General features: G+C 63.9%; 20 protein-coding genes. 9 read left to right on the top strand and 11 right to left on the bottom strand.

What is annotated here, in order from left to right; genetic code table 11:
- Nucleotides 1-14: 14 nt before the first annotated feature.
- Entirely contained in the window at nt 15-1,046 is a 1,032-nt protein-coding gene (locus tag BTO32_RS00260) for a serine/threonine protein kinase (RefSeq protein ID WP_076722444.1), read from the bottom strand.
- A 113-nt stretch (nt 1,047-1,159) separates the two neighbouring features.
- On the opposite strand from BTO32_RS00260, the gene BTO32_RS00265 reads away from it, so the two are divergent.
- Nucleotides 1,160-2,278: an NAD(P)/FAD-dependent oxidoreductase gene (locus tag BTO32_RS00265; protein ID WP_076722445.1), complete on the top strand. Its 1,119-nt coding sequence runs from the start codon at nt 1,160-1,162 to the stop codon at nt 2,276-2,278.
- On the opposite strand, the gene BTO32_RS00270 is transcribed toward BTO32_RS00265, so the two are convergent.
- Nucleotides 2,217-3,023, bottom strand: a complete 807-nt coding sequence (locus tag BTO32_RS00270) for a ComFC family protein (RefSeq protein ID WP_175618614.1) — start codon at nt 3,021-3,023, stop codon at nt 2,217-2,219. The genes BTO32_RS00265 and BTO32_RS00270 overlap by 62 nt on opposite strands.
- Before the next feature lie 41 nt (nt 3,024-3,064).
- Between BTO32_RS00270 and bioB the strand changes: the two genes are divergently transcribed.
- The 7 genes from bioB to BTO32_RS00305 all read left to right on the top strand — a co-directional run bounded on the left by bioB (nt 3,065) and on the right by BTO32_RS00305 (nt 11,238).
- Nucleotides 3,065-4,123 (top strand): biotin synthase BioB, encoded by a 1,059-nt coding sequence (bioB, locus tag BTO32_RS00275; RefSeq protein ID WP_076722447.1) that lies wholly within the window; start codon nt 3,065-3,067, stop codon nt 4,121-4,123.
- 4 nt (nt 4,124-4,127) lie between these two features.
- On the top strand, nt 4,128-5,309 hold the full coding sequence (bioF, locus tag BTO32_RS00280; protein WP_076722448.1) for an 8-amino-7-oxononanoate synthase: 1,182 nt from the start codon (nt 4,128-4,130) through the stop codon (nt 5,307-5,309).
- A complete protein-coding gene (bioC, locus tag BTO32_RS00285; protein WP_076722449.1) occupies nt 5,300-6,118 on the top strand; it encodes a malonyl-ACP O-methyltransferase BioC in 819 nt (272 codons plus the stop codon). Before bioF ends, bioC begins: the two co-directional genes overlap by 10 nt.
- 23 nt (nt 6,119-6,141) lie before the next feature.
- Nucleotides 6,142-6,834, top strand: a complete 693-nt coding sequence (gene bioD, locus BTO32_RS00290) for a dethiobiotin synthase (RefSeq protein WP_076722450.1) — start codon at nt 6,142-6,144, stop codon at nt 6,832-6,834.
- Nucleotides 6,835-6,883: 49 nt separating this feature from the next.
- Nucleotides 6,884-7,129 (top strand): flagellar biosynthesis protein FlgE, encoded by a 246-nt coding sequence (locus tag BTO32_RS00295; protein WP_076722451.1) that lies wholly within the window; start codon nt 6,884-6,886, stop codon nt 7,127-7,129.
- A gap of 313 nt (nt 7,130-7,442) precedes the next feature.
- Nucleotides 7,443-9,242: an acyl-CoA dehydrogenase C-terminal domain-containing protein gene (locus tag BTO32_RS00300; protein WP_076722452.1), complete on the top strand. Its 1,800-nt coding sequence runs from the start codon at nt 7,443-7,445 to the stop codon at nt 9,240-9,242.
- Nucleotides 9,243-9,447: 205 nt separating this feature from the next.
- Nucleotides 9,448-11,238 (top strand): acyl-CoA dehydrogenase C-terminal domain-containing protein, encoded by a 1,791-nt coding sequence (locus BTO32_RS00305; RefSeq protein WP_076722453.1) that lies wholly within the window; start codon nt 9,448-9,450, stop codon nt 11,236-11,238.
- An 84-nt stretch (nt 11,239-11,322) separates the two neighbouring features.
- Here BTO32_RS00305 and BTO32_RS00310 read toward each other — a convergent pair whose 3' ends face one another.
- The 5 genes from BTO32_RS00310 to leuS form a co-directional block, all read right to left on the bottom strand.
- Nucleotides 11,323-11,958 (bottom strand): endonuclease, encoded by a 636-nt coding sequence (locus tag BTO32_RS00310; RefSeq protein WP_076722454.1) that lies wholly within the window; start codon nt 11,956-11,958, stop codon nt 11,323-11,325.
- Nucleotides 11,959-12,146: 188 nt separating this feature from the next.
- Nucleotides 12,147-12,410 (bottom strand): hypothetical protein, encoded by a 264-nt coding sequence (locus tag BTO32_RS00315; protein WP_076722455.1) that lies wholly within the window; start codon nt 12,408-12,410, stop codon nt 12,147-12,149.
- A gap of 113 nt (nt 12,411-12,523) precedes the next feature.
- The gene (gene holA / locus BTO32_RS00320; RefSeq protein WP_076722456.1) at nt 12,524-13,540 is read right to left on the bottom strand and encodes a DNA polymerase III subunit delta; all 1,017 of its coding nucleotides are present in this window, start codon (nt 13,538-13,540) and stop codon (nt 12,524-12,526) included.
- Nucleotides 13,537-14,091 carry an LPS-assembly lipoprotein LptE gene (locus BTO32_RS00325; RefSeq protein WP_076722457.1) on the bottom strand — a complete coding sequence of 185 codons (555 nt, stop codon included), beginning with the start codon at nt 14,089-14,091 and terminating at the stop codon, nt 13,537-13,539. The genes holA and BTO32_RS00325 overlap by 4 nt, the downstream gene beginning before the upstream one ends.
- Before the next feature lie 2 nt (nt 14,092-14,093).
- On the bottom strand, nt 14,094-16,679 hold the full coding sequence (gene leuS, locus BTO32_RS00330; RefSeq protein WP_076722458.1) for a leucine--tRNA ligase: 2,586 nt from the start codon (nt 16,677-16,679) through the stop codon (nt 14,094-14,096).
- A gap of 154 nt (nt 16,680-16,833) precedes the next feature.
- Between leuS and BTO32_RS00335 the strand changes: the two genes are divergently transcribed.
- Entirely contained in the window at nt 16,834-17,382 is a 549-nt protein-coding gene (locus tag BTO32_RS00335) for a zinc ribbon-containing protein (RefSeq protein ID WP_076722459.1), read from the top strand.
- A gap of 4 nt (nt 17,383-17,386) precedes the next feature.
- On the opposite strand, the gene lnt is transcribed toward BTO32_RS00335, so the two are convergent.
- The 4 genes from lnt to BTO32_RS00355 are packed head-to-tail and all read right to left on the bottom strand — an operon-like array spanning nt 17,387 to nt 21,234.
- Nucleotides 17,387-18,943, bottom strand: a complete 1,557-nt coding sequence (gene lnt, locus BTO32_RS00340; protein WP_076722460.1) for an apolipoprotein N-acyltransferase — start codon at nt 18,941-18,943, stop codon at nt 17,387-17,389.
- On the bottom strand, nt 18,933-19,778 hold the full coding sequence (locus BTO32_RS00345; protein WP_076722461.1) for a CorC family transporter: 846 nt from the start codon (nt 19,776-19,778) through the stop codon (nt 18,933-18,935). Before BTO32_RS00345 ends, lnt begins: the two co-directional genes overlap by 11 nt.
- A complete protein-coding gene (gene ybeY / locus BTO32_RS00350; protein WP_076722462.1) occupies nt 19,775-20,251 on the bottom strand; it encodes an rRNA maturation RNase YbeY in 477 nt (158 codons plus the stop codon). Before ybeY ends, BTO32_RS00345 begins: the two co-directional genes overlap by 4 nt.
- The gene (locus BTO32_RS00355; protein WP_076722463.1) at nt 20,248-21,234 is read right to left on the bottom strand and encodes a PhoH family protein; all 987 of its coding nucleotides are present in this window, start codon (nt 21,232-21,234) and stop codon (nt 20,248-20,250) included. Before BTO32_RS00355 ends, ybeY begins: the two co-directional genes overlap by 4 nt.
- Nucleotides 21,235-21,239: the final 5 nt, after the last annotated feature.

A 21,239-nucleotide genomic window follows, 5' to 3' on the forward strand; every position in this document is an offset into this window, starting at 1 on the left:
GTGAGTGGCGGGTCTCAATACTGACCCGGAATATCGATGGCCGGGGCCTGCAGTGCCGCCATCTGCTCGCGCAACGCCAGGATCTGCTCCGACCAGAAACGCGGCTGCCCGAACCAGGGAAAGTATTTGGGAAAGGCCGGGTCGTCCCAGCGACGGGCCAGCCAGGCGCAGTGCGCGATTTGCCGGTAGCAGCGCAGAGGCTCGATCAGGTGCCGCTCCCGGCGGTTGAAGTCCCGGAACATTTCGTAGCCCTCAAGCAGCTCGGCGAGCTGGGCGCCGCGGTCGTTGTCCTCACCGTTGAGCAGGAGCCACATGTCCTGGATCGCGGGCCCGGACAGGCAGTCGTCCAGATCCACGAACAGCATGTGTTCGTCCCGGCAGAGGATGTTGCCCGCGTGGCAGTCGCCGTGCAGACGCAGCGCCTCAACCGGGCCCGCCTCGTCGAGCCGGGCGGCGCACAACGCCATCAGGTCGGAGAGGAGGCTGTCCCAGGCTGGACGGAGGTCCTCGGGAATCCAGGGACCATCGCGCAGGAAACGGTGGTTGGCCTCGAGGCCCGCCAGCAGGTCCAGGGTTGGGCGGTGCTGGAACCGTCGGCGGGCACCAACAGTATGCAGTTGGCCCAGCCATTGCCCGAGTCGGTATAGGGTGTCAGTGACACTGGTATCCGGGGCCTGTCCGCCCCGCTGTGGGAACACCGCGAACCAGAAATCGCCGTGCCGGCCCAGAGTGTCGCCGTCGGCCAGAGGCTGTGGTGCCACCACCGGAATCCCCGCCGCTACGGCTTCCATGCTGAATGTGTGCTCCTCCCGCAGTGCCGCTTCGCTCCACCGTCCCGGCCGATAAAACTTGGCAATCACCGGTGCGCCTTCGTCGAGACCGACCTGATAGACCCGGTTTTCGTAGCTGTTAAGGGCGAACAGACGCCCGCTGACCGCAAATCCCTCGGCCTCCAGGGCATCAAGAATGGCGTCCGGGGTAAGTGTATCGTAGGGATGGCTGGCTTGGTTCATGAGGCTGCGATCGGCGAAAAACGTGTGCGCCATTATACCCGCTCGGCGTCCGGGCGTAATCCGCGCGATTACGGACGCTCCCGGTTTGACCGCCCGGTGCTTTGCGCTAATGTGGACAATCCCAAGGAGCGTGCAGGATAGAGCCTATGAGCGAGGAATACCAGGTACAGACCGTGGTGATCGGGGCCGGCGTGGTTGGCTTGGCGGTGGCTCGGGAACTGGCGCGGCGGGGGCGGGAGGTCCTGCTGCTGGAGGCCGGTAGCCGGTTTGGCGAGGGTATTTCGTCCCGCAACAGCGAGGTGATTCACGCCGGTATCTACTACCCTGAGGGGACGCTGAAAGCCCGATTGTGCGTCGAGGGGCGGCAACTGTTGTACACCTATTGCCGGGAACATGGGGTTGGTCATCGCCAGTGCGGCAAGTGGATCGTCGCCACCCACGAGGCCCAGCTCGACACCCTGGCCGGGCTTCGGGAAGCCGCTGCGAAAAACGGCGTGGCTCTGGCGTGGCGGGACGGCGGAGACGTTGCCCGGCGGTTGCCCGGGGTCCGGGTCCGGGCCGCGCTCTGGTCCGCGGCAACCGGGATTGTCGACTCGCACGGACTGATGGTGTCGCTGCTGGCGGATCTGGAGGCCGCGGGCGGCCAGCTGGTGCTGCAATCGCCGGTACTGACCGCGGACAGCGGGGCGGGGCGGCACCGGCTCGAAGTGGGGGGCGCGACGCCCTGCGTGCTGGTGGCGCGCGAGGTAGTGAATGCTGCGGGTCTGGGCGCTCCGGCCCTGGCGGCGCGCTGGCACGGGCTGCCGCCGGAGCAGCGGCCCCGGCAATGGCTGGCCCGGGGTGTGTACTTCTCTTACACCGGCCGTCATCCGTTCGATAGCCTGATCTACCCGGTGCCCGAGGTGGGTGGGTTGGGGGTGCACCTGACCCTCGATCTGGCGGGGCAGGCGCGGTTCGGGCCGGATGTCGAATGGATCGAGCGGGAGGACTACCGGGTGGACCCGGCGCGAGCCCGGGCGTTTGCCGACGGTATCCGGCGCTGGTGGCCGGCGCTGGACCCCGGCCGTCTGCAGCCGGCCTACGCGGGAATCCGGCCCAAGCTGACCGGGCCGGACGGCGGCTTTTTCGATTTTCGCATCGACGGTCCGGCGACACACGGGGTGCCGGGGCTGGTCAACCTGTTCGGTATCGAATCCCCCGGCCTCACCGCCAGTCTGGCCATTGCTCGGCGGGTGGGGTCACTGCTGGATGTGGCCGCGGACTGACGGGGGCGGGTGTGCGGGCCAGGGCCCAGAGCTCCACCCGCTGTGTTCCCGCCGATTTCAGCAGACTCGCCAGAGCCCGGGCGGTGGCACCCGTGGTGACCACGTCGTCCACGATCGCGACCGAGGCGGGCGGCTCGCCCGTCAGGGTAAGGCTGTCGTTCAGGTTGGCCAGGCGTCCGGCCCGGTCCAGGCCCCGCTGCGTGGGCGTTCGCCGGGTGCGATGAACCCGGCCCCGCAGCACCGGCAGGTCGAGTGCCCGCCCCAGATATTCGGCCAGATCCTGGGCTTGGTTGAAGCCGCGCTGACGCCGGCGGGCCGGGTGCATAGGGGCGGCGATCAGTGCCTCCGGCCGGCAGTCGGGTTCTCGGGCCAACGCCTCCTCCAGGTGACGGGCCAAGCCAGCCATCAGTGGGCGTCCATACTTGCGCTGGCCCTGATACTTGTACCGGCCGATCATGCGGTCCACCGGAAACTCATAGCGCCAGGGAATGCGTGCCCGGGCAAACGGGGGCGGGTCACGCAGACAGTCGCCACAACACAGCCCCGTGGCGCTGTCCGGTAAGGGCAGGGCACAGCGTGGGCAGGCCGGGGTGTTGGCAGGCAGATCGCTGCGGCAGGCGGCGCACAGGCCGTGATCGGTGGTCGGGGCGAGGCAGCTGACGCAGCGTTCGGTCAGAAGCGCGCTGTTAACCTTTTGTTTAATCCTGGTTGACAGCAGGGTCAGTCCCTTTATCATCGGGTTCATCCGTAAACCAAAAGACCTGAACAGGTTAACAGGACCCGACCATGACTGCCACAGAACCGCGTCACGACTGGACGCTCCAAGAAGCCCGTGCCCTTTTTGAACTGCCGTTCAATGACCTGCTGTTCCGCGCCCAGACGGTCCATCGGCAGTACTTCGATCCCAATGAGGTGCAGGTGAGCACGCTGCTGTCCATCAAGACCGGTGCCTGTCCTGAAGATTGCAAGTATTGCCCGCAAAGCGGCCACTACAACACCGGGTTGGAAAAGGAAAAGCTGCTGGAAATTGAGAAGGTGGTGGCTGAAGCTCGGGCCGCCCGGGACAAGGGCGCCTCCCGGTTCTGTATGGGCGCGGCCTGGCGCAGTCCGTCACGCAAGGACATGCCCTATGTGCTGGAAATGGTCCGCCAGGTGAAATCTCTCGGTCTGGAGACCTGTATGACGCTGGGCATGCTTGGGGAAGAGCAGGCCCGGGCCCTGGCCGAGGCGGGGCTGGACTATTACAACCACAACCTGGATACCTCTGAGAAATACTACAACCACATCATCACCACCCGGACCTACCAGGACCGCCTGGAAACACTGGAAAACGTGCGCAAGGCCGGCATGAAGGTCTGTTGCGGCGGTATCCTGGGGATGGGCGAGGACGAGGACGATCGCATTGGCCTGCTGGTTCAGCTCGCCAATCTGCCTCAGCATCCGGAAAGCGTGCCGGTCAACATGCTGGTGAAGGTGAAGGGAACCCCCCTGGAAGACGTAGAGGACATGGACCCCTTCGACTTCATCCGCATCATCGCGGTGGCACGGATCATGATGCCGGCTTCCCATGTGCGGCTGTCCGCCGGGCGTGAGCAGATGAATGAACAGATGCAGGCCCTGTGTTTCATGGCGGGGGCGAATTCCATCTTCTACGGGGAAAAACTGCTGACCACCTCAAACCCCGAGGCCGACGCCGACATGCGCCTGTTCCGGCGCCTGGGGATTCGCCCCGAGCGGCGGACCCAGTGCACCACCGAGGCCGAGGAAGCCGCGGCCCTCACCGAGGCGGTGGAATACGAGGCAACACGCCATCTGTTCTACGACGCCACCCGTGAGTCCGCCTGAGACCATGCGTGATTTCCTGCGCGAGATCGAGGAGCGCAAGCGGGCCGGGCTGTATCGAAGCCGGCGGCAGGTCTCGGGGCCCCAGCAGCCGTCCCTGACCGTGGAAGGTCAGCCGCTGCTGTCGTTTTGCAGCAATGATTACCTGGGTCTCGCCAATGCCCCGGAGGCCCGGGAGGCACTGGCGCGGGCGCTGGAGCATGCCGGCCTGGGCGGCGCCTCCTCGCATCTGATCTGCGGCCATCACGAGGCCCATCATCGACTGGAAGGCCAGCTGGCGGCGTTTACCCGCCGGTCGTCCGCACTGCTGTTTTCCACCGGCTATATGGCGAACCTCGGCGTGATATCGGCCCTGGCGGGTCGCGGCGACACCATCTTCTCGGACCGCCTCAACCACGCCTCCATCATTGACGGCTGCATCCTCAGCCGGGCCCGCGTCCGGCGTTACGCCCATGGTGACGTTTCCGCCCTGGAAGTCCAGCTGGCTCAAACCCCTGGACACAAGCTGGTGGTCACGGACGGGGTATTCAGCATGGACGGCGACGTTGCCCCATTGCGGGCGTTGGCCCGGGTCTGCCAGCGTCACGATGCCCTTTTGATGGTGGACGACGCCCACGGGTTGGGGGTGCTGGGCCCGCAGGGGCGGGGCAGTGTGCTGGCTGCGGGACTGTCGGAACAGGACGTGCCGGTGCTGGTCGGAACACTGGGCAAGGCCGCCGGTGGCAGTGGTGCCTTCGTCGCCGGCCCCGAGTGGTTGACTGAATACCTGGTCCAGAAAGCGCGCACCTACGTTTACACCACGGCGATGCCGCCGGCGCTGGCGGTGGCGATCGGGGCCAATCTCGAGGCCGTGGTGCAAGGCGACGACCTGAGATCGCACCTGGCGGGATTGGTACGGCGCTTCCGGGAGGGGGCGTCGGCCCTGGGTTATACCCTGATGCCGTCCCAGACCCCGATCCAGCCGATCCTGGTGGGTGACAACGACACCGCCCTGGCACTGAGCCGGGCGCTGGAAGCGCGGGGGATCCTGGTCACCGCCATCCGGCCCCCGACCGTACCGGCGGGGGAGGCTCGCCTGCGGGTAACGCTCAGCGCAGCGCATCAGGCGGCTCAGGTGGATCGTCTGCTGGATGCACTGGCCGAATGCCGTTCGGGGCTGCCCTGCTCGGGTGTCCGCTCATGGGCATGATGCCGGAGCGGCCCGGTGATTGGGAGCCATGCCCCACCAGGGCCGACAAGCGGGACATCGCCAGCGACTTTGGCCGCGCTGCGACCACCTATGAACAGGCGTCCCGGTTACAACGGATGATGGGCATGCGGATGCTGGAGCGGCTGTCGGCGGAGCGCGCATCGCCACTGCGTATCCTGGACCTGGGGTGTGGTACTGGCTGGTTTTCCCGGGCTCTGGCGCGGCGCTATCCCGACGCCGTCATCGTCGGTGCCGACCTTGCCGAAGGGATGGTCAGCCGTGCCCGAGCCGGCGGCGGCGCGGCGTTTCTGGCCGCAGACGCCGAAGCCCTGCCGTTTGTCAGCGGGGGCTTTGACCTGGTATTCAGCAACCTGATGATCCAGTGGTGCTCCGAGCCGGAGCAGGTGCTGTCCGAGTGCCGACGGCTGCTGCGTCCGGGGGGCTGGCTGGCGTTATCCACCCTGCTGGAGGGTACCCTGAGCGAGCTACGGCAAGCCTGGGCGGTGGCCGATCCGGGGCGGCCCCATGTCAACGAATTTGTTCCCGAGACATGCTGGCGTACGACCGTGACCGGCGTCTTGCCGGGGGCTGACTGTGTCGCCGAGACCCTACGCCTGCCCTACGATTCGCCAATGGCCCTGAACCGCGAACTCAAGGGCTTGGGTGCCACTTTCAAGGGAGACGGTCGTCGCCGCTCGCTGACGGCACCGGGCCGGTTCCGGGCCATGGTCCGGGCTTACCCGGTCGCGGACGGTGATGGTGTCCTGGCATCCTATCGGGCCGGCTGGGTGTACTGGTCGGCACGCTGAGCGTTCAACAGAAGGATCCCATAATGGCAAAGACCTGCTACTTCGTGACCGGCACCGATACCGGTGTCGGCAAAACCCTCGTGTCGGCGGCTCTGCTGGAGGCGGCGAAAGCCCGGGGCATGCGTACCCTGGCAATCAAGCCGGTGGCTTCCGGCTGCGACATGACGCCGGACGGGTTGCGGAACGAGGACGCGCTGATCCTGCAGGCGGCCATGACCGAATCTCTGCCCTATGAGCAAGTGAACCCGGTGGCCTTGGCGCCGGCGATTGCGCCTCACGTGGCCGCCGCCGAGGCCGGCCGATCTCTGTCGGCGCAGCGTTTGGTGGGGTTTTGCCGGGGGCTGCAGACTCGCCCGGCCGATCTGATGCTGATCGAGGGCGCCGGTGGCTGGCGAGTGCCGCTGAATGAGCGGGAAACCTACGCGGCGGTGCCAAGGGCGCTGGGCACACCGGTGATTTTGGTGGTGGCACTGCGCCTGGGCTGCATCAACCACGCCCTGCTGACCGCCGAGGCCATCCGGGCCGACGGCCTGACACTGGCGGGTTGGGTGGCCGACCGGCCGGCCCCGGAGATCATGGCCAACGAGTCGGAGACTCTGAATTACTTGCGGGGGCATCTGGGGGCTCCGTGCCTTGGCGTCCTGCCCTGGCTGGAAAACGCTGCCCCGGCGGTTCTCGCCGACGCCCTGGATCTGACGGTTCTGTTTGAAAAGTGAACAATGTTATGGCTTACTGGTGGACAGGGCAGTTACCGGACGTCGTCTTATGATCAACAACACCTTGGCCGCTGGGATTCAGGGCATTCAGGAGAGCATGGCCGGCATGGAGAGCGCGGCCCGTAAGATCGCCCGGGGCGGTCTGGACGGTCCCCGGGGCAGTGCGGACGGGGCCACGGACCTGATTGAGCCCATACTGGACCTCAAACTGTACGAGCGCAGTGTCGAAGCTTCCGCTCAGGTGGTCAAAGTCGCGGACGAAACCCTGGGCACACTGCTCGATATTCGGGCCTGAGCGCCTGCGGGTGGCGGTTCGGTACCGCCGCCGATGCTTCCCTTCAGTTTCTTGTCTTGTTCCTCCCGCAACCGGGTCGTCCTGCCCGTGATTTCCAGCCAGCGCCGGGTCCACACGGGGTGGAACGGTGCGGCCGTGCGCTTTTCCCAACAACAAATTTTTGCTTGCCCTATTGACAATTTCGCATCTGTAAACGTATGTTTCAAACAGCTGTTTAATTTGCGCCGTGGCGGGGTCGCCGCGGTGCCTGGGAAAACCAAGGCCAAAGGCTGCAGATTCGTCTCAGCCGGCACCGAAAACCGAGGTGGATTCCATGCCTGAGTACAAAGCGCCCCTGCGTGATATCAAATTCGTCATGAACGAGCTGCTCAACAGCGAGCAGCATTACGCCAATTTGGAAGGTGCGGAAGACGCAACCCCGGATATGGTGGACGCCATCATCCAGGAGGGTGCGAAGTTCTGTGAACAGGTACTGTCTCCGCTGAACCCGGTGGGCGACCGCGAAGGCTGCACCTGGAGCGAGGACGGTGTGAAAACCCCGACCGGCTTCAAGGAAGCCTACCAGCAGTACGTTGAAGGCGGCTGGCCGTCCATGACCGCGGATCCCACCTACGGCGGGCAGGGTCTGCCTCATTCCATCGGCCTGGTGATCAGTGAAATGGTGGGCACCGCCAACTGGTCCTGGGGCATGTATCCGGGCCTGAGCCACGGTGCCACCAACACCATCGAGGCGCATGGCACCGAAGAGCAAAAACAGGTGTACCTGACCAAGCTGATCAGCGGTGAGTGGACCGGCACCATGTGCCTGACCGAGCCGCACTGTGGCTCCGATCTGGGAACCCTGCGCACCAAGGCCGAACCGAACCCCGACGGCAGCTACAGCATCACCGGCACCAAGATCTTTATCTCCGCCGGCGAGCACGACATGGCCGAGAACATCGTGCACATCGTGCTGGCCCGGCTGCCGGGCGCCCCGGAAGGCACCAAAGGCATTTCCCTGTTCATCGTACCCAAGCGCCTGCCGAACGAAGACGGCTCCGCGGGCGAGCGCAATGCCGTGTCCTGTGGTTCCATCGAACACAAGATGGGGATCCACGGCAACGCCACCTGCGTCATGAACTTCGACGGCGCCAAGGGTTGGCTGATCGGTCCCGAGAATAAGGGGCTGAACTGCATGTTCACCTTCATGAACACGGCCCGTATCGGCACCGCGATCCAGGGCCTGGGCTCCGCCGAGCTGGCGTTCCAGGGCTCCCTGGCCTATGCCAAGGAACGCTTGGCGATGCGCTCCCTGAGCGGCCCGAAAAACCCGGAGGGCCCGGCCGATCCGATCATCGTGCATCCGGACGTGCGCCGCATGCTGCTGACCCAGAAAGCCGTGGCCGAAGGCGCCCGCGCGCTGATCTATCTGGCCGGCCAGCAGGTGGATATCGTGCATGCGGGCAAGAGCGAGGAAGAGCGCAAGGCGGCGGACGCCCTACTGGGCTTCCTGACGCCCATCGCCAAGGCCTTCCTGACCGAGATTGGCTACGAGGCGGCGAACCTGGGTTTGCAGGTGTTCGGTGGCCACGGCTACATTTCCGAGTGGGGCATGGAGCAGAACGTGCGTGACGCCCGGATCTCCATGATCTATGAAGGCACCACCGGCATTCAGGCGCTGGACCTGCTGGGTCGGAAAGTGCTGATGACCCAGGGCGAGGCGCTGAAACTGTTCACCAAGCAGGTGCACCTGTTCTGCAAGGAGAACGCCGATAACGCGCAGCTCAAGGAATTCATCGAGCCGTTGGCCGCCATCAATAAAGAGTGGGGCGAGCTGACCATGAAGATCGGCATGACCGCCATGAAAAACCGGGAGGAAGTCGGTGCGGCCTCGGTCGACTACCTGATGTACTCCGGCTACGCCGTGTTCGCCTATCTGTGGGCCCGCATGGCCAAGGTGGCGCTGGACAAGATGGCCGATGGCACCACCGAGGAAATGTTCTACAACGCCAAGGTGCAGACGGCGCGGTTCTACTTCAAGCGCATTCTGCCCCGGACCAAGGCGCACGCGGAAGCCATGCTGGCCGGCGCCGACACTCTGCTGGACATGCCAGAGGAAGCCTTCGCTTTCTGAGGCGTGGGTTCCGGCAAGACCATATGAACCAGAAGCCCGCGCTCTCAGGAGCCGGGCTTTTTTCATGAGATCACCCGGGCTTTGCGGTAGAATACCGGCCCACAAAAAAACAACTTTCAGCGGACACATAGCCCATCAGGTCCGGCGCCCGAACCGGTTGCCCCGCACCTGTAACGACTGACTGAAATTTTTTGGAGAGTTTGGAATGGCTGAATATCAGGCACCGTTACGTGACATTCGCTTCGTCATGAATGAAGTCTTCGACGCGCCTTCCCTGTGGGCGTCCCTTCCGAAAGTGGCAGAGAACGTCGATCCTGAAACCGCTGACGCGATTCTGGAAGAGGCAGGCAAGATCGCCAGCAGTGTGCTGGCGCCCCTGAACCGCGAGGGGGACGAGCAGGGTTGCCAGTGGCATGAGGGCGTAGTGACCGCGCCGGAAGGCTTCAAGGAAGCCTACCAGACCCTTGTCGAGGGTGGCTGGAACGGCCTTGGCGGCAACCCGGAATTTGGTGGTATGGGCATGCCCAAGACCCTGGTGGCCCAGTTCGAGGAAATGATGCAGGGCGCCAACATGGCATTCGGCCTGGCGCCGATGCTGACCGCCGGTGCCTGCCTGGCGCTGGATGCCCACGGCAGCCAGGAACTGAAAGAGAAATACCTGCCCAATATGTACGCGGGCACCTGGTCCGGCGCCATGGACCTGACCGAACCGCACGCAGGCACCGACCTGGGCATCATCCGGACCAAAGCCGAGCCTAACGATGACGGTTCCTACCGCATTACGGGCACCAAAATCTTCATCACCTGGGGTGAGCACGACATGGCGGAGAACATCATCCACCTGGTGCTCGCCAAGCTGCCCGACGCACCCAAGGGGCCGAAGGGCATCTCCCTGTTCCTGGTTCCTAAATTCCTGGTCAACGAGGATGGGTCACTGGGGGAGCGTAACCGGCTTAGCTGCGGTTCCATCGAGAAAAAGATGGGCATCAAGGGGTCCGCCACCTGCGTCATGAACTTCGACGGTGCCAAGGGCTGGCTGGTCGGTGAGGAGAACAAGGGTCTGGCGGCCATGTTTACCATGATGAACTACGAGCGTCTGGGTGTCGGTATCCAGGGTATCGGCGCCGCCGAGGCCTCGCTGCAAAACGCCCGGGCTTATGCCCTGGACCGCCTGCAGAGCCGTGCACCCAGCGGGGCGCAGCAGCCGGACAAGGTGGCGGATCCGATCATCGTGCATCCGGACGTGCGGCGCATGTTGCTGACCATGAAGTCCTACGTGGAAGGTGGCCGGGCGTTTTCCACCTACGTGGCGCAGTGGCTGGATATTTCCAAATACTCCGACGACGATGAACGGCGGACCTACGCCGAGGGCATGGTCGCGCTGCTGACACCGGTGGCCAAGGCGTTCCTGACCGATCGTGGCCTGGAAAGCTGTATCCTGGGCCAGCAGATCTTCGGTGGCCACGGCTTCATCCGCGAGTGGGGGCAGGAACAGCTGGTTCGGGACTGCCGGATCACCCAGATCTATGAGGGAACCAACGGCATCCAGGCACTGGACCTGATGGGCCGCAAGGTGGTCGGAAGCCAGGGCAAGCTCTACGAACTCTTCGCCCAGGACGTCACCCGTTTCCTGGAGGACAACCGCGACAACGAGGCGCTGCGTCCGTTCCTGGAGCCCCTGGCGGCTGCGGTGGAGCGTTTGGATGACGTCACCGAGCATGTCCTGGCCCAGGCGGCGGAAAACCCCAATGCAGTGGGGGCCGCCTCGGTGGATTATCTGGATCTGTTCGGCCTGACCGCACTCGGCTATATGTGGGCGAGAATGGTGAAGGCGGCGGCTCCGAAGGCGGAAGGCGACCGCTCGGGCTTCTATTCCGGCAAGCTCAAGACTGCCCGCTTCTATTTCGAACGCCTGTTGCCAAAAACCGTGTCCCTGGCGGAGAGCATCCGTAGCGGCAGCGAAGCCATGATGGCCCTGAGCGCCGAGGAGTTCTGATTCCAGGACGGAATAACGGTGTAAAAAGGCAGGTCTTCGGACCTGCCTTTTTCGTCTGGGGGAGCGCGTTACCCGGCCCTGAAATCACAGGGTCTCCATTCGCTCCGGGTGGGTGACGAAGGGATTCTCGTTGCCCTGGATCTCGGCAATTCGGCGGTGCCGGGTCAGTTCGGAATCATCCGGCGGATCCAGCCGGTTCCACTGTTTCAGGATGGCGCTGGCACCCAGCCAGGGCAGACCGTAGGTGTCCACCATATAGGCGACGGTGCGTGCCACGTCACCCTTGACCCGCTCCGGTGGTTCGAAAAACTGGGCGCTGACGCGGATGCCGCACTCATCCGGTTGTACGGTGTTGCCGACGTTGTCGTAGCGAACGCTGCGACGCTGCATCTCGATGCGGCTCCGGACCGGGACCATGTTGTGCAGGTCGGACGCGATCTGCCGGTAGCGATCGTCCTTTTCACACTGCCGCGAGGTTCCGCAATCCAGAGCTGTACGGATATCCGCCAAGGGGTACACGTAGCCGTCGGTCATGATGAAGCCCTTGTGGGTGAAGGGGGCGTCACAGAAGAACGAGCGCCCACCATCGGCGTAGAGCTTGCCCCAGAACTGATCCCTGATGACCGTCGCGGGATCACTGAAGCGGGTGTTCTGGCCAATGACCGTGCCGGCGGTGATGAGAAGGAAAAGGGTGGAGATTGTTATTGTGAGCTTTTTCATACGCCACGGATACCTCTGAGCATTCGAAAGTTGCCCGCGTACACGGGAACGGCGTTGCCGGATCCCGGGTCGGGCAGTCAAAATTATGACGCTTTTTGCTTTCGATAATGCGAAGTATGACACAGAGGCTCTCCAGGGGAGAGCCTCAAAGGTAGAAATTTGTGGCGGACTGTTAACCTGTTAACAGATTACTTCAGTTTGTCACGAATCTTCTGGTAACCGCTTTTCAGGTCTTCGCCCAGCTGCCGCGCCGTCTGGCGGGCTTCCTGGCTGGCGTCCTCGGTGTTGTGCAGAATCTTGTCCAGCTTGCTGCGGAAGCGTTCCCAGTCCTGTTCGAGGTCATCCCACTCGTCCTTGATGTCTTCCCGAGCCAGATGCAGTTGAACTCGCGCTTCGTCCCGGTACTGCTTGATTTTTTCCGACAGCTTCTTGAGTTCGTCTTGGATGCTCATGGCAAGCCCCTCCTTGCGTTGACGTCGTGTCGTGGAGCTACCATGCGCTGGAAAGGAAAAGGCTGTCAAGTGACGGCGGGGCCAGGCCGGTGTCCTTGTACCCGGGGATTGATTCAGGTCACTCTCTGAGCGGTCTGACCGGCCAGCAGCACGGCAAGGTCGCGCAGGTAATGCCAGGGGCCGAGGTCGTCAAAGCCCTTGGCCGCGCGGTCGATCTCGCTGCACAGGGCAAGAGCCTGCTGCAGTTGCCGCTGGCTGAGGCGGCGGCTGGCCCGTTCCAGTACCCGGGCCCGCTGGGGTTGGAATACGCCCCGTTTCTTGAGAAAGGCCGCCGGGCTGTCCTGACCGGACGCACGCAGCTCCAGCAGCAGGTTGAGGTCGCGGCTGAGGACAGCCAGCAGGCCCAGGGGATTTTCCCCTTCCTGCTGGAGTACGCCGATGATTTTCGCGGCATGCGCGGCGCGGCCGGCCAGCAGCTCAGACACCAGCTCAAAACCGCTGAAGCGGGAGCTGTCCAGAACCGCCTGTTCGATGGTGTCCTCGTCGATGGTGTTGCCGTTGCTCAGCAGCGACAGCCGGTCCAGTTCCTGGCTTGCGGCCAGCAAGTTGCCTTCGAGGCGCTCGGCGAGCATATCCAGGGCACCCCGGGTCAGGTGCAGGCCCTGGCGCCCGGCGCGTTCCTGCAGCCAGCCCCGGAACTTGTCGGCATCGATGGGCCAGACCGGTATGTGCACGCCTTTGTTCTGGAGTTCCTTGTACCATTTGCGCTTGGTTTCGGCGGCATCCAGCCTGGCGCTGATCAGCAGCAGCACGATGTCTTCCGGCGGTTGCGCCAGCACTCGTTCCATGACCGCACGGCCGTCGCCCAGTTTACCGGTGGGCAGGTGAATCTCAATGCGGCGTTTTTCCGCGAACAGCGACATGGCGTTGCACTCGTCCGCCACGGTGTTCCAGTTCAGCTGGTGATCGGCGTGAAAGGTGAGACGGTCGCGAAAACCGGCGTCTCGGGCAGCCTGCCGGATCTGGTCGCAGCACTCCTGCACCAGCAGGGGCTCGTCGCCCGAAACCAAGTATACCGGAGCCAAGCCTTTCTTGAGCAGCTGGGGCAACTGGGCGGGCTGTGCCTTCATGGGGCTTCGTGCGCTTGCCGGAGGTCGCGTATCCGGGCCTCGGTCAGCGGGGCCAGACGGAACAGCACCTGCTGGGCCAGCCGGTCATGGAGCTGCCGCTCCAGCTCTTCTTGTTCCCGTTGCTTGGCCAGGACATTGGTTTCATCGTAACGATAGCTTTCCCGGGCCACCAGCTCGGCGCCGGCCAGCAGCGGAACCTGGTCGGCGGTACGGACCGACATGCGCAGTGACTGGCTCAGGCGGTACTCAGCCGCCGAGCCCCGGGCGGTGATGGCGGTTGCTCTGCGATCCTGGCGGAAGTCGTCCAGGGTCAGGATGTAGGCGGCCTCCGTCGCGTCCTGCACCTGGACCCGTCCCAGCTCCAGTTGCTCCCGCACGGCCTGGCACAGGGGCTCCGGGACTTGGCGGTCGCACACCACGGCCAGCGGTTGCAGTGCCGGGGGCACCGGCGAGCTGCCCCGCAACTGAAAACCGCAGCCGGTGGCCAGCAGCATCAGTGCCAGGGGCAGGACCCGGATGATCCGGCGTGTCAGGGAAGGGCCGGAGGACATGGTCAGTTGGCCACCACGTTGACCAGTTTGCCGGGCACCACGATGACTTTGCGCACGGTTTTGCCCTCGGTGAAGCGCCGGACGTTTTCATGGGCCAGGGCCAGGGCTTCGAGTTCGCCCTTGTCAATCCCGGCCGGTACCTCGGCTTTGCCCCGGACCTTGCCATTGACCTGCAGCACCACCTGGATCTGGCTGCGCACCATGGCGCTTTCGTCCGCCTCGGGCCAGGGGGCGTCGACCACCGGCTGCTCGTGGCCCAGGCTGTACCACAGCTGATGGCAGATGTGCGGGACGATCGGGGACAGCACCAGCACCGCCGCGTCCAGCGCTTCCTGGCGCACGGCCCGGGTCTGCGGCTCGTCGCCGGTCAGTTTGCCGACGTCGTTGAGCAGCTCCATCACTGCAGCGATGGCGGTGTTGAAGGTGAGCCGGCGGCTGATGTCGTCGCTGACCTTGGCGATGGTTTCGTGAGTCTTGCGGCGGAGGTCCTTCTGAGCGTCGTTCAGGGCAGCGACATCCAGTGCCGGCACCGATCCGCCGGCCACGTGTTCATGGACCAGACGCCACAGGCGCTTGAGGAAACGGTGGGCGCCCTCGACGCCACTGTCGGACCACTCCAGGGACTGCTCCGGTGGTGCCGCGAACATCATGAACAGGCGCACGGTGTCGGCGCCGTACTGGTCGATGATGGCCTGGGGATCAATGCCGTTGTTCTTGGACTTCGACATCTTGGTGACGCCCCCGATCTCCACCGGCTGGCCGTCGGTTTTGAGAATGGCGCGGACCACCTGCCCCTTGGCGTCCCGTTCGACGGTGACGTCGGCGGGGTTGTACCAGGTCTTGCTGCCTTTTTCGTCTTCCCGGTAGTAGGTCTCGGCCAGCACCATGCCCTGGGTAAGCAGGCGTTTGAAGGGCTCGGAGCTGGTCACCAGGCCGACGTCGCGCAGCAGTTTGTGGAAGAAGCGGGCGTACAGAAGGTGCAGGATGGCGTGCTCAATGCCGCCGATGTACTGGTCCACCGGCAGCCAGTAGTTGGCGGCGGCAGGGTCCAGCATGCCCTTGTCATAGTTGGGGCTGCAGAATCGGGCGTAGTACCAGGAGGACTCCATGAAGGTGTCGAAGGTGTCGGTCTCCAGGGTGGCCGGCTGGCCGTTGTATTCGGTTTTGCACCACTCCGGATCCGCCTTGATGGGTGACTGCACGCCGTCCATTTCCACGTCCTCCGGCAGGCGCACCGGCAGGCGATCGTCGGGGACGGGCATCTCGGTGCCGTCGGCCAGGGTCATCATGGGAATGGGGGCGCCCCAGTACCGTTGCCGGGAAACGCCCCAGTCCCGCAGACGGTAATTGACGGTGCGCTTGCCGATGCCTTTTTCCTCCAGATGGAGGGCGATGTCCTCGAATGCCTGTTCGCTGGTCAGGCCGCTGTACCGGCCGGAGGACACCAGTACGCCTTTCTCGGTGAAGGCTTTTTCCTGGACATCGATGTCACGGCCATCGAGTGGGGCGATGACTTGTTTGATGGGCAGGCGGTACTTGACGGCGAACTCGTGGTCGCGCTCGTCGTGGGCGGGCACGGCCATCAGCGCGCCGGTGCCGTAGTCCATCAGCACGAAGTTGGCGATCCACACCGGAATTTCTTCCTGGGTCAGCGGGTGGATGGCCTTGAAGCCGGTGTCGATGCCCTTTTTCTCCATGGTGGCGAGTTCGGCCTCGGCCACTGTGCTGTTCTTGCACTCCTTGACGAACTCCGCCACGTCACGGTGACGTTCCGCCGCTTCCTTGGCCAGGGGATGCTCGGCGGCGACGGCCATGTAGCTGACCCCCATCAGGGTGTCCGGGCGGGTGGTGTAGACGGTCAGACCGGCATCGCGGTCCTTCAGCGGAAAGGTCAGCTCCACCCCTTCGGACTTGCCGATCCAGTTGCGCTGCATGGTCTTGACCTGCTCCGGCCAGCCGTCCAGCTCGTCCAGGTCGTTCAGCAGTTCCTCGGCGTAATCGGTGATGCGGATGAACCACTGGGGAATTTTTTTCTGTTCGACCAGGGCTCCGGAGCGCCAGCCCCGGCCGTCCACCACCTGCTCATTGGCCAGCACGGTCTGGTCCACCGGGTCCCAGTTCACCGTGGCCATCTTTTTGTACACCAGCCCTTTTTCGTAGAGGCGGGCGAAGAACCACTGCTCCCAGCGATAATAGTCCGGGTCGCAGGTGGCCAGCTCTCGGCTCCAGTCATAGCCGAAGCCCAGCTGCTTGAGCTGCTTCTTCATGTAGTCGATGTTGGCTCGGGTCCACTTGGCCGGCGCAGTCTTGTTGGCAATGGCGGCGTTCTCGGCGGGCAGGCCGAAGGCGTCCCAGCCCATGGGCTGCATCACGTTCTTGCCCTGCATGCGCTGGTAGCGCGCGATTACGTCGCCGATGGTGTAGTTACGGACGTGCCCCATGTGCAGCTTGCCACTGGGGTAGGGGAACATGGACAGGCAGTAGTATTTGGGTTTGCCCGGCTCTTCCTTCACCTTAAAGGTTTCGTTCCGTTCCCAGAATTCACGGGCGGTCTGCTCTACGTCACGGGGATTGTATTGCTCGTCCATTCCTGCCATTACCAAAGTCACCCTGTGTCAGATCGATAGTCGGAGGGGCCGAGTATTCTAGCGCACACTGGACGCCACAGGTAGTCTGCCAAAGCCGCCATCCTGTGCCATGCTAGGAAAGGGAAATCCCCCGCATCGGAAAGAAGGAGTGGTTATGACCGAATCCCAGCGCAACCACCTGTCCGGCAAAGCCCTGGAGGCGTATGACCGGATGCTGGAGCGAGTCCAGCAACGGCTGAGGGAGGCCCGGGAAACGTCCCTCCAGACTCTGGAGGAGGAAATCCAGAAGGCGGTTGAATTCGAGTACGAGCTGGAGGAAATGACCCGCGAGGAGGCGGACCTGTTGGGCGCCTATCTGGAGCGGGATCTCCGACACCTGCTGCACTTCGTGGACGAAACCGGGGAAGGGCTCAAAGAGTGGCTGCAGCTGGACCTGTCGCTGCTGGAACGACAGCTGGCCGACAGTCTGCTGTCGGTGGCGGACCGGACGCTGGTGGACACGTTGGAGCTGCAGCAGAAGCTGGACAACGACGACGCCGGTCATTACATCTCCGGCGAGGTGGCCACCGCGGGCATGTTCCGGTGCCTGAACTGCAGTCACATGCTGTGCCTGACCCGGACCAGCCACCTGCAGCCCTGCGAGGCCTGCGGTTCCCACTACTACGAGCGGGTCACCAGCCATTGGCCGCGCAAGGACGGGTAGCGGCTCAGGCCGCCGGCGTGGCGTTCGGGATCTGCCGCTCCCGGACGAACACCACCAGGATCAGCGCCAGGGTGAGCACCGGCCAGGAGCCGGTTTGCATGTAGGGGGTACTGCCGGTGGCGGTACGGACCTGGCCCACCAGGGTGGCGCGCTCGAACTGGGGAATGCGCTGACGGATACGGCCCTTGTGGTCAATGATTGCGGTGACGCCGTTGTTGGTACCGCGCAGCAGGTAGCGACCGGTCTCCAGGGCCCGCATGCGGGCCATCTGCAAATGCTGGAGCGGGCCGATCGAGTCGCCGAACCAGCCATCGTTACTGATGGTCAGCAGCAGGTCGCTGTGACGGCTGTTAAACGCCACGAAATCCGGATAGGCCACTTCGTAGCAGATGAAGGGCATCACCTTCAGCCCGTTGGCTCGCAGGGGGGGCTGGTGCGCCGGTCCTGGGGTAAAGCTGCTCATGGGCAGGTCGAAGAAGCCGATCAGCCCCCGCAACAGACCTTCCAGTGGCACATACTCGCCGAAGGGCACCAGCTTCTGCTTGTGGTAGATGCCTTCGCCGTTGCCGATGGCCATGATGCTGTTGTGAAAGGTGAAGTCTTCCCGGCGGTCGCTGAACCCGTACCAGGGGATGCCGGTGATCAAGGTGCCGTGATCACCGAGCCGGCCGGCAATGTGCTCAATGAGGCTGCCGGCCTGGTCCTGGGGAATGGGAATGGCGGTTTCCGGCCACAGGATCAGGTCGGCGTCCCAGTGGGGCTCCGTCATTGTCAGGTAGGTGACGATCTGCTCCTTCAAGAAATCCGGGTCCCACTTAATCTGCTGCGGGATATTGCCCTGCATGGCCGCCACGGACACCGTCTCGTCACTGAGGTCGGTCCAGTCCACTCGGTACAGGAGCGGCGCGCAGAACCAGGGCAGCAGGGACAATACCAGGGTGGTCCCCGCCGCCCGCCGGCGCTGTGTCAGCCACAGCCAGAGGCTGCCGTACAGGGCCGCTCCGGTGGTGGCGATCCAGAAAGTGATGCCGTGCACACCCACCAGCGGGGCGAGCCCCGCCAGGGGGCCGTCGGTGTGGGCGGTGCCCAGGTATAGCCAGGGAAAGCCAGTCAGCAGCCAGCCGCGCAGCCAGTCACCGAGCACCCAGACAGCCGGAAACAGGATCAGCCGGCGCACCGGGCTGTGGCTGGCCAGCTTACCCCAGAACCAGAAAGCGAGGGCGTGAAACAGGGCCAGCCCCATGACGAACAGCACGGTGAGCAGAATCGCCAGGGGGACCGAGGTGTTGCCGTATTCGCTGATGCTGATGTATACCCAGCTGGCGCCGCTGGCGAACAGTCCCAGGCCGGTCAGCCAGCCGGCGAGGAACAGGCGGTGTGGCGCGACGGGCAGGGTGATCCACAGAATCAGCAGGATCGACAGGGGGCCCAGCCACCACTGGTCAAAGGGGGCGAAGGTCAGGGTTTGCAGGGCGCCGGCGGCCAACAGGGCCGCGGCACCCAGCCAGGGTTGTGTATTCAGCACGCCGGTCAGCGGGCGAGGGGGGGGGTTAGGTGTCACTTCGGGTTACCTGCAGCAGACGGATGACTCGGTTGTCGGCGTTGGCTATGGTAAAGCGCAAACCGCCCAATTCAACCGTTTCGCCCCGTCTGGGCAGGTGGCCAAACTCTTTCAGAATCACGCCGCCAATGGTGTCGAACTCTTCCTCGTCCAGGTCGGTCCCGAAAAACTCATTGAAATCCTCGATCGGCGTGGCGGCCTTGACGGCGAAGGTGTCGTCGCCCCTGGGTTTGATGTTGGTCTCTTCGTCGAAATCGTGCTCGTCTTCGATTTCGCCGACAATCTGCTCCAGCACATCCTCGATGGTGATCAGTCCCGCGGTGCCACCGTATTCATCGACCACGATGGCCATGTGGTTGCGGTTCTCCTTGAATTCCTTGAGTAACTGGTTCAGTCGCTTGCTTTCGGGGACGAACGTGGGGGGACGCAGAATTTCCCGGATGTGGGGCCAGTTCAGTTCGTTGTTCAGGGCCAGGGGCAGCAGATCCTTGGCCAGGAGGATGCCGATGACGTCATCGGGGCTGTCGCCGATCACCGGGAACCGGCTGTGGGCCGAAGCTATGATTTCGCCCAGAAACTCCTTGGGCTCTTGGGACGCCTTGACGGTCACCATCTGGGAGCGGGGAATCATGATTTCCTCGACCCGCATGTCGATGACCTGCATGGCGCCTTCGATGATGCTCATGGCATCGGTGTCGATGATGTTCTGGGACTCTGCGTCCCGAAGGATCTCCAGCACGTCCTCGATGGACTCCGGCCCGCTGGAAAAGGCCTGTGAAATGCGCTCCAGCCAGGACTTGCCGCCCTGGCCGCGACTCGAGTGATCGTCGCTCATGAGTCTGGTTCCGGTTCCTCTGCTTCGTAGGGGTTGTTGTATCCGAGCTGTCTCATCAGCCGGATTTCGAGGCCTTCCATGACCTCGGCGTCGTCATCGTGTATGTGGTCATAGCCCTGCAGGTGCAGCATGCCGTGGATCACCATATGCGCCCAATGGGCCTCCGGGTCCTTGCCCTGCTCGCGGGCCTCCCGCTCCACCACCGGGGCGCAGATGACCAGATCCCCGACCAATGGCACCGTTATACCCGCTGGTGCCTCAAATGGGAAGGACAACACATTGGTCGGCTTGTCCTTGCCCCGATATTGGTGATTCAGGGTCTGGCTTTCAAGGGCGCCGACGATGCGAATGGTCACCTCGGACGGGTGCCCGGCCAGCCAAGCGGCTTGCGCCCAGTGCTGGAAGCGGGTTGGTTCGGGTACGCCTTCGCCCTCGTAGACATTCTGGAAATCCACCGTCAGCGGATGGCTCATGGCGTGGGCATGCCTCCGTCGTCAAAGGCATCGTAGGCCTCCACGATGCGCTGCACCAGAGGATGGCGGACCACGTCGCGGGCGTCGAAGCGGGTGAAGCCGATGCCGGGCACTTTGCCCAGCACGCTGGCCGCGTGGATCAGGCCGGAGTGCTGACCCCGGGGCAGGTCCACCTGGGTGGTGTCACCGGTGATGACGGCCGTGGAGCCGAAGCCGATCCGGGTCAGGAACATCTTCATCTGTTCCCGGGTGGTGTTCTGGCTTTCGTCCAGGATGATGAAGGCGTTATTCAGAGTGCGCCCGCGCATGAACGCCAGCGGTGCGATCTCAATGACGCTTTTCTCGATCAGACGGGTGACTTGATCGAAGCCCAACATTTCGTAAAGGGCATCGTACAGGGGGCGCAGGTAGGGGTCGACTTTCTGGGCCAGGTCGCCGGGTAGGAAGCCAAGCTTTTCACCGGCCTCCACCGCCGGGCGCACCAGCAGGATGCGTTTGACCTGTTCCTCCCGCAGCGCCTCGACCGCGCAGGCAACCGCCAGCCAGGTCTTGCCGGTGCCGGCCGGGCCGATCCCGAAGTTGATGTCGTGGGTGCGGATGTTGTGCACATATTTCTGCTGATTGCGGCCCCGGGGCTTGGCGGTCAGCTTCGGCGTCTTGATGACGGTGACCGCCCCCTCGTCGTAGGGCACGTCTTCCGGCAGCCGCTCCAGGCCGGTTTCGCGGATGAACAGGTGCACCGTGTCCGGGGAGATGTCGTCGGTGGCTTCGGTTTCCCGGTACAGGTGCCGGATGACCTCCACCGCGGCGGCGACATGGTCGGGCTCGCCCTGGACCCGAAAGTGGTGGCCGCGCCGGCCAATGGTTACGTTCAGGCGCTTTTCCACCATTTTCAGGTGTTCGTCGAACTGGCCGCACAGGGTGGCCAGCCGGCGCGGGTCCACCGGGTGCAGATCGAACTGTTTGCTGTCGTTGGGTTTCACCAGAA

Origin of the sequence: Marinobacter lutaoensis (assembly GCF_001981305.1) — a bacterium.
Classification (GTDB): domain Bacteria; phylum Pseudomonadota; class Gammaproteobacteria; order Pseudomonadales; family Oleiphilaceae; genus Marinobacter; species Marinobacter lutaoensis.

Excerpts from the sequence above, each read along its gene's own strand:
- BTO32_RS00260 (WP_076722444.1), bottom strand. The coding sequence starts at position 1,046 with ATGGCGCACACGTTTTTCGCCGATCGCAGCCTCATGAACCAAGCCAGC.
- BTO32_RS00265 (WP_076722445.1), top strand. The coding sequence starts at position 1,160 with ATGAGCGAGGAATACCAGGTACAGACCGTGGTGATCGGGGCCGGCGTG.
- BTO32_RS00270 (WP_175618614.1), bottom strand. The coding sequence starts at position 3,023 with ATGAACCCGATGATAAAGGGACTGACCCTGCTGTCAACCAGGATTAAA.
- bioB (WP_076722447.1), top strand. The coding sequence starts at position 3,065 with ATGACTGCCACAGAACCGCGTCACGACTGGACGCTCCAAGAAGCCCGT.
- bioF (WP_076722448.1), top strand. The coding sequence starts at position 4,128 with ATGCGTGATTTCCTGCGCGAGATCGAGGAGCGCAAGCGGGCCGGGCTG.
- bioC (WP_076722449.1), top strand. The coding sequence starts at position 5,300 with ATGGGCATGATGCCGGAGCGGCCCGGTGATTGGGAGCCATGCCCCACC.
- bioD (WP_076722450.1), top strand. The coding sequence starts at position 6,142 with ATGGCAAAGACCTGCTACTTCGTGACCGGCACCGATACCGGTGTCGGC.
- BTO32_RS00295 (WP_076722451.1), top strand. The coding sequence starts at position 6,884 with ATGATCAACAACACCTTGGCCGCTGGGATTCAGGGCATTCAGGAGAGC.
- BTO32_RS00300 (WP_076722452.1), top strand. The coding sequence starts at position 7,443 with ATGCCTGAGTACAAAGCGCCCCTGCGTGATATCAAATTCGTCATGAAC.
- BTO32_RS00305 (WP_076722453.1), top strand. The coding sequence starts at position 9,448 with ATGGCTGAATATCAGGCACCGTTACGTGACATTCGCTTCGTCATGAAT.
- BTO32_RS00310 (WP_076722454.1), bottom strand. The coding sequence starts at position 11,958 with ATGAAAAAGCTCACAATAACAATCTCCACCCTTTTCCTTCTCATCACC.
- BTO32_RS00315 (WP_076722455.1), bottom strand. The coding sequence starts at position 12,410 with ATGAGCATCCAAGACGAACTCAAGAAGCTGTCGGAAAAAATCAAGCAG.
- holA (WP_076722456.1), bottom strand. The coding sequence starts at position 13,540 with ATGAAGGCACAGCCCGCCCAGTTGCCCCAGCTGCTCAAGAAAGGCTTG.
- BTO32_RS00325 (WP_076722457.1), bottom strand. The coding sequence starts at position 14,091 with ATGTCCTCCGGCCCTTCCCTGACACGCCGGATCATCCGGGTCCTGCCC.
- leuS (WP_076722458.1), bottom strand. The coding sequence starts at position 16,679 with ATGGACGAGCAATACAATCCCCGTGACGTAGAGCAGACCGCCCGTGAA.
- BTO32_RS00335 (WP_076722459.1), top strand. The coding sequence starts at position 16,834 with ATGACCGAATCCCAGCGCAACCACCTGTCCGGCAAAGCCCTGGAGGCG.
- BTO32_RS00345 (WP_076722461.1), bottom strand. The coding sequence starts at position 19,778 with ATGAGCGACGATCACTCGAGTCGCGGCCAGGGCGGCAAGTCCTGGCTG.
- ybeY (WP_076722462.1), bottom strand. The coding sequence starts at position 20,251 with ATGAGCCATCCGCTGACGGTGGATTTCCAGAATGTCTACGAGGGCGAA.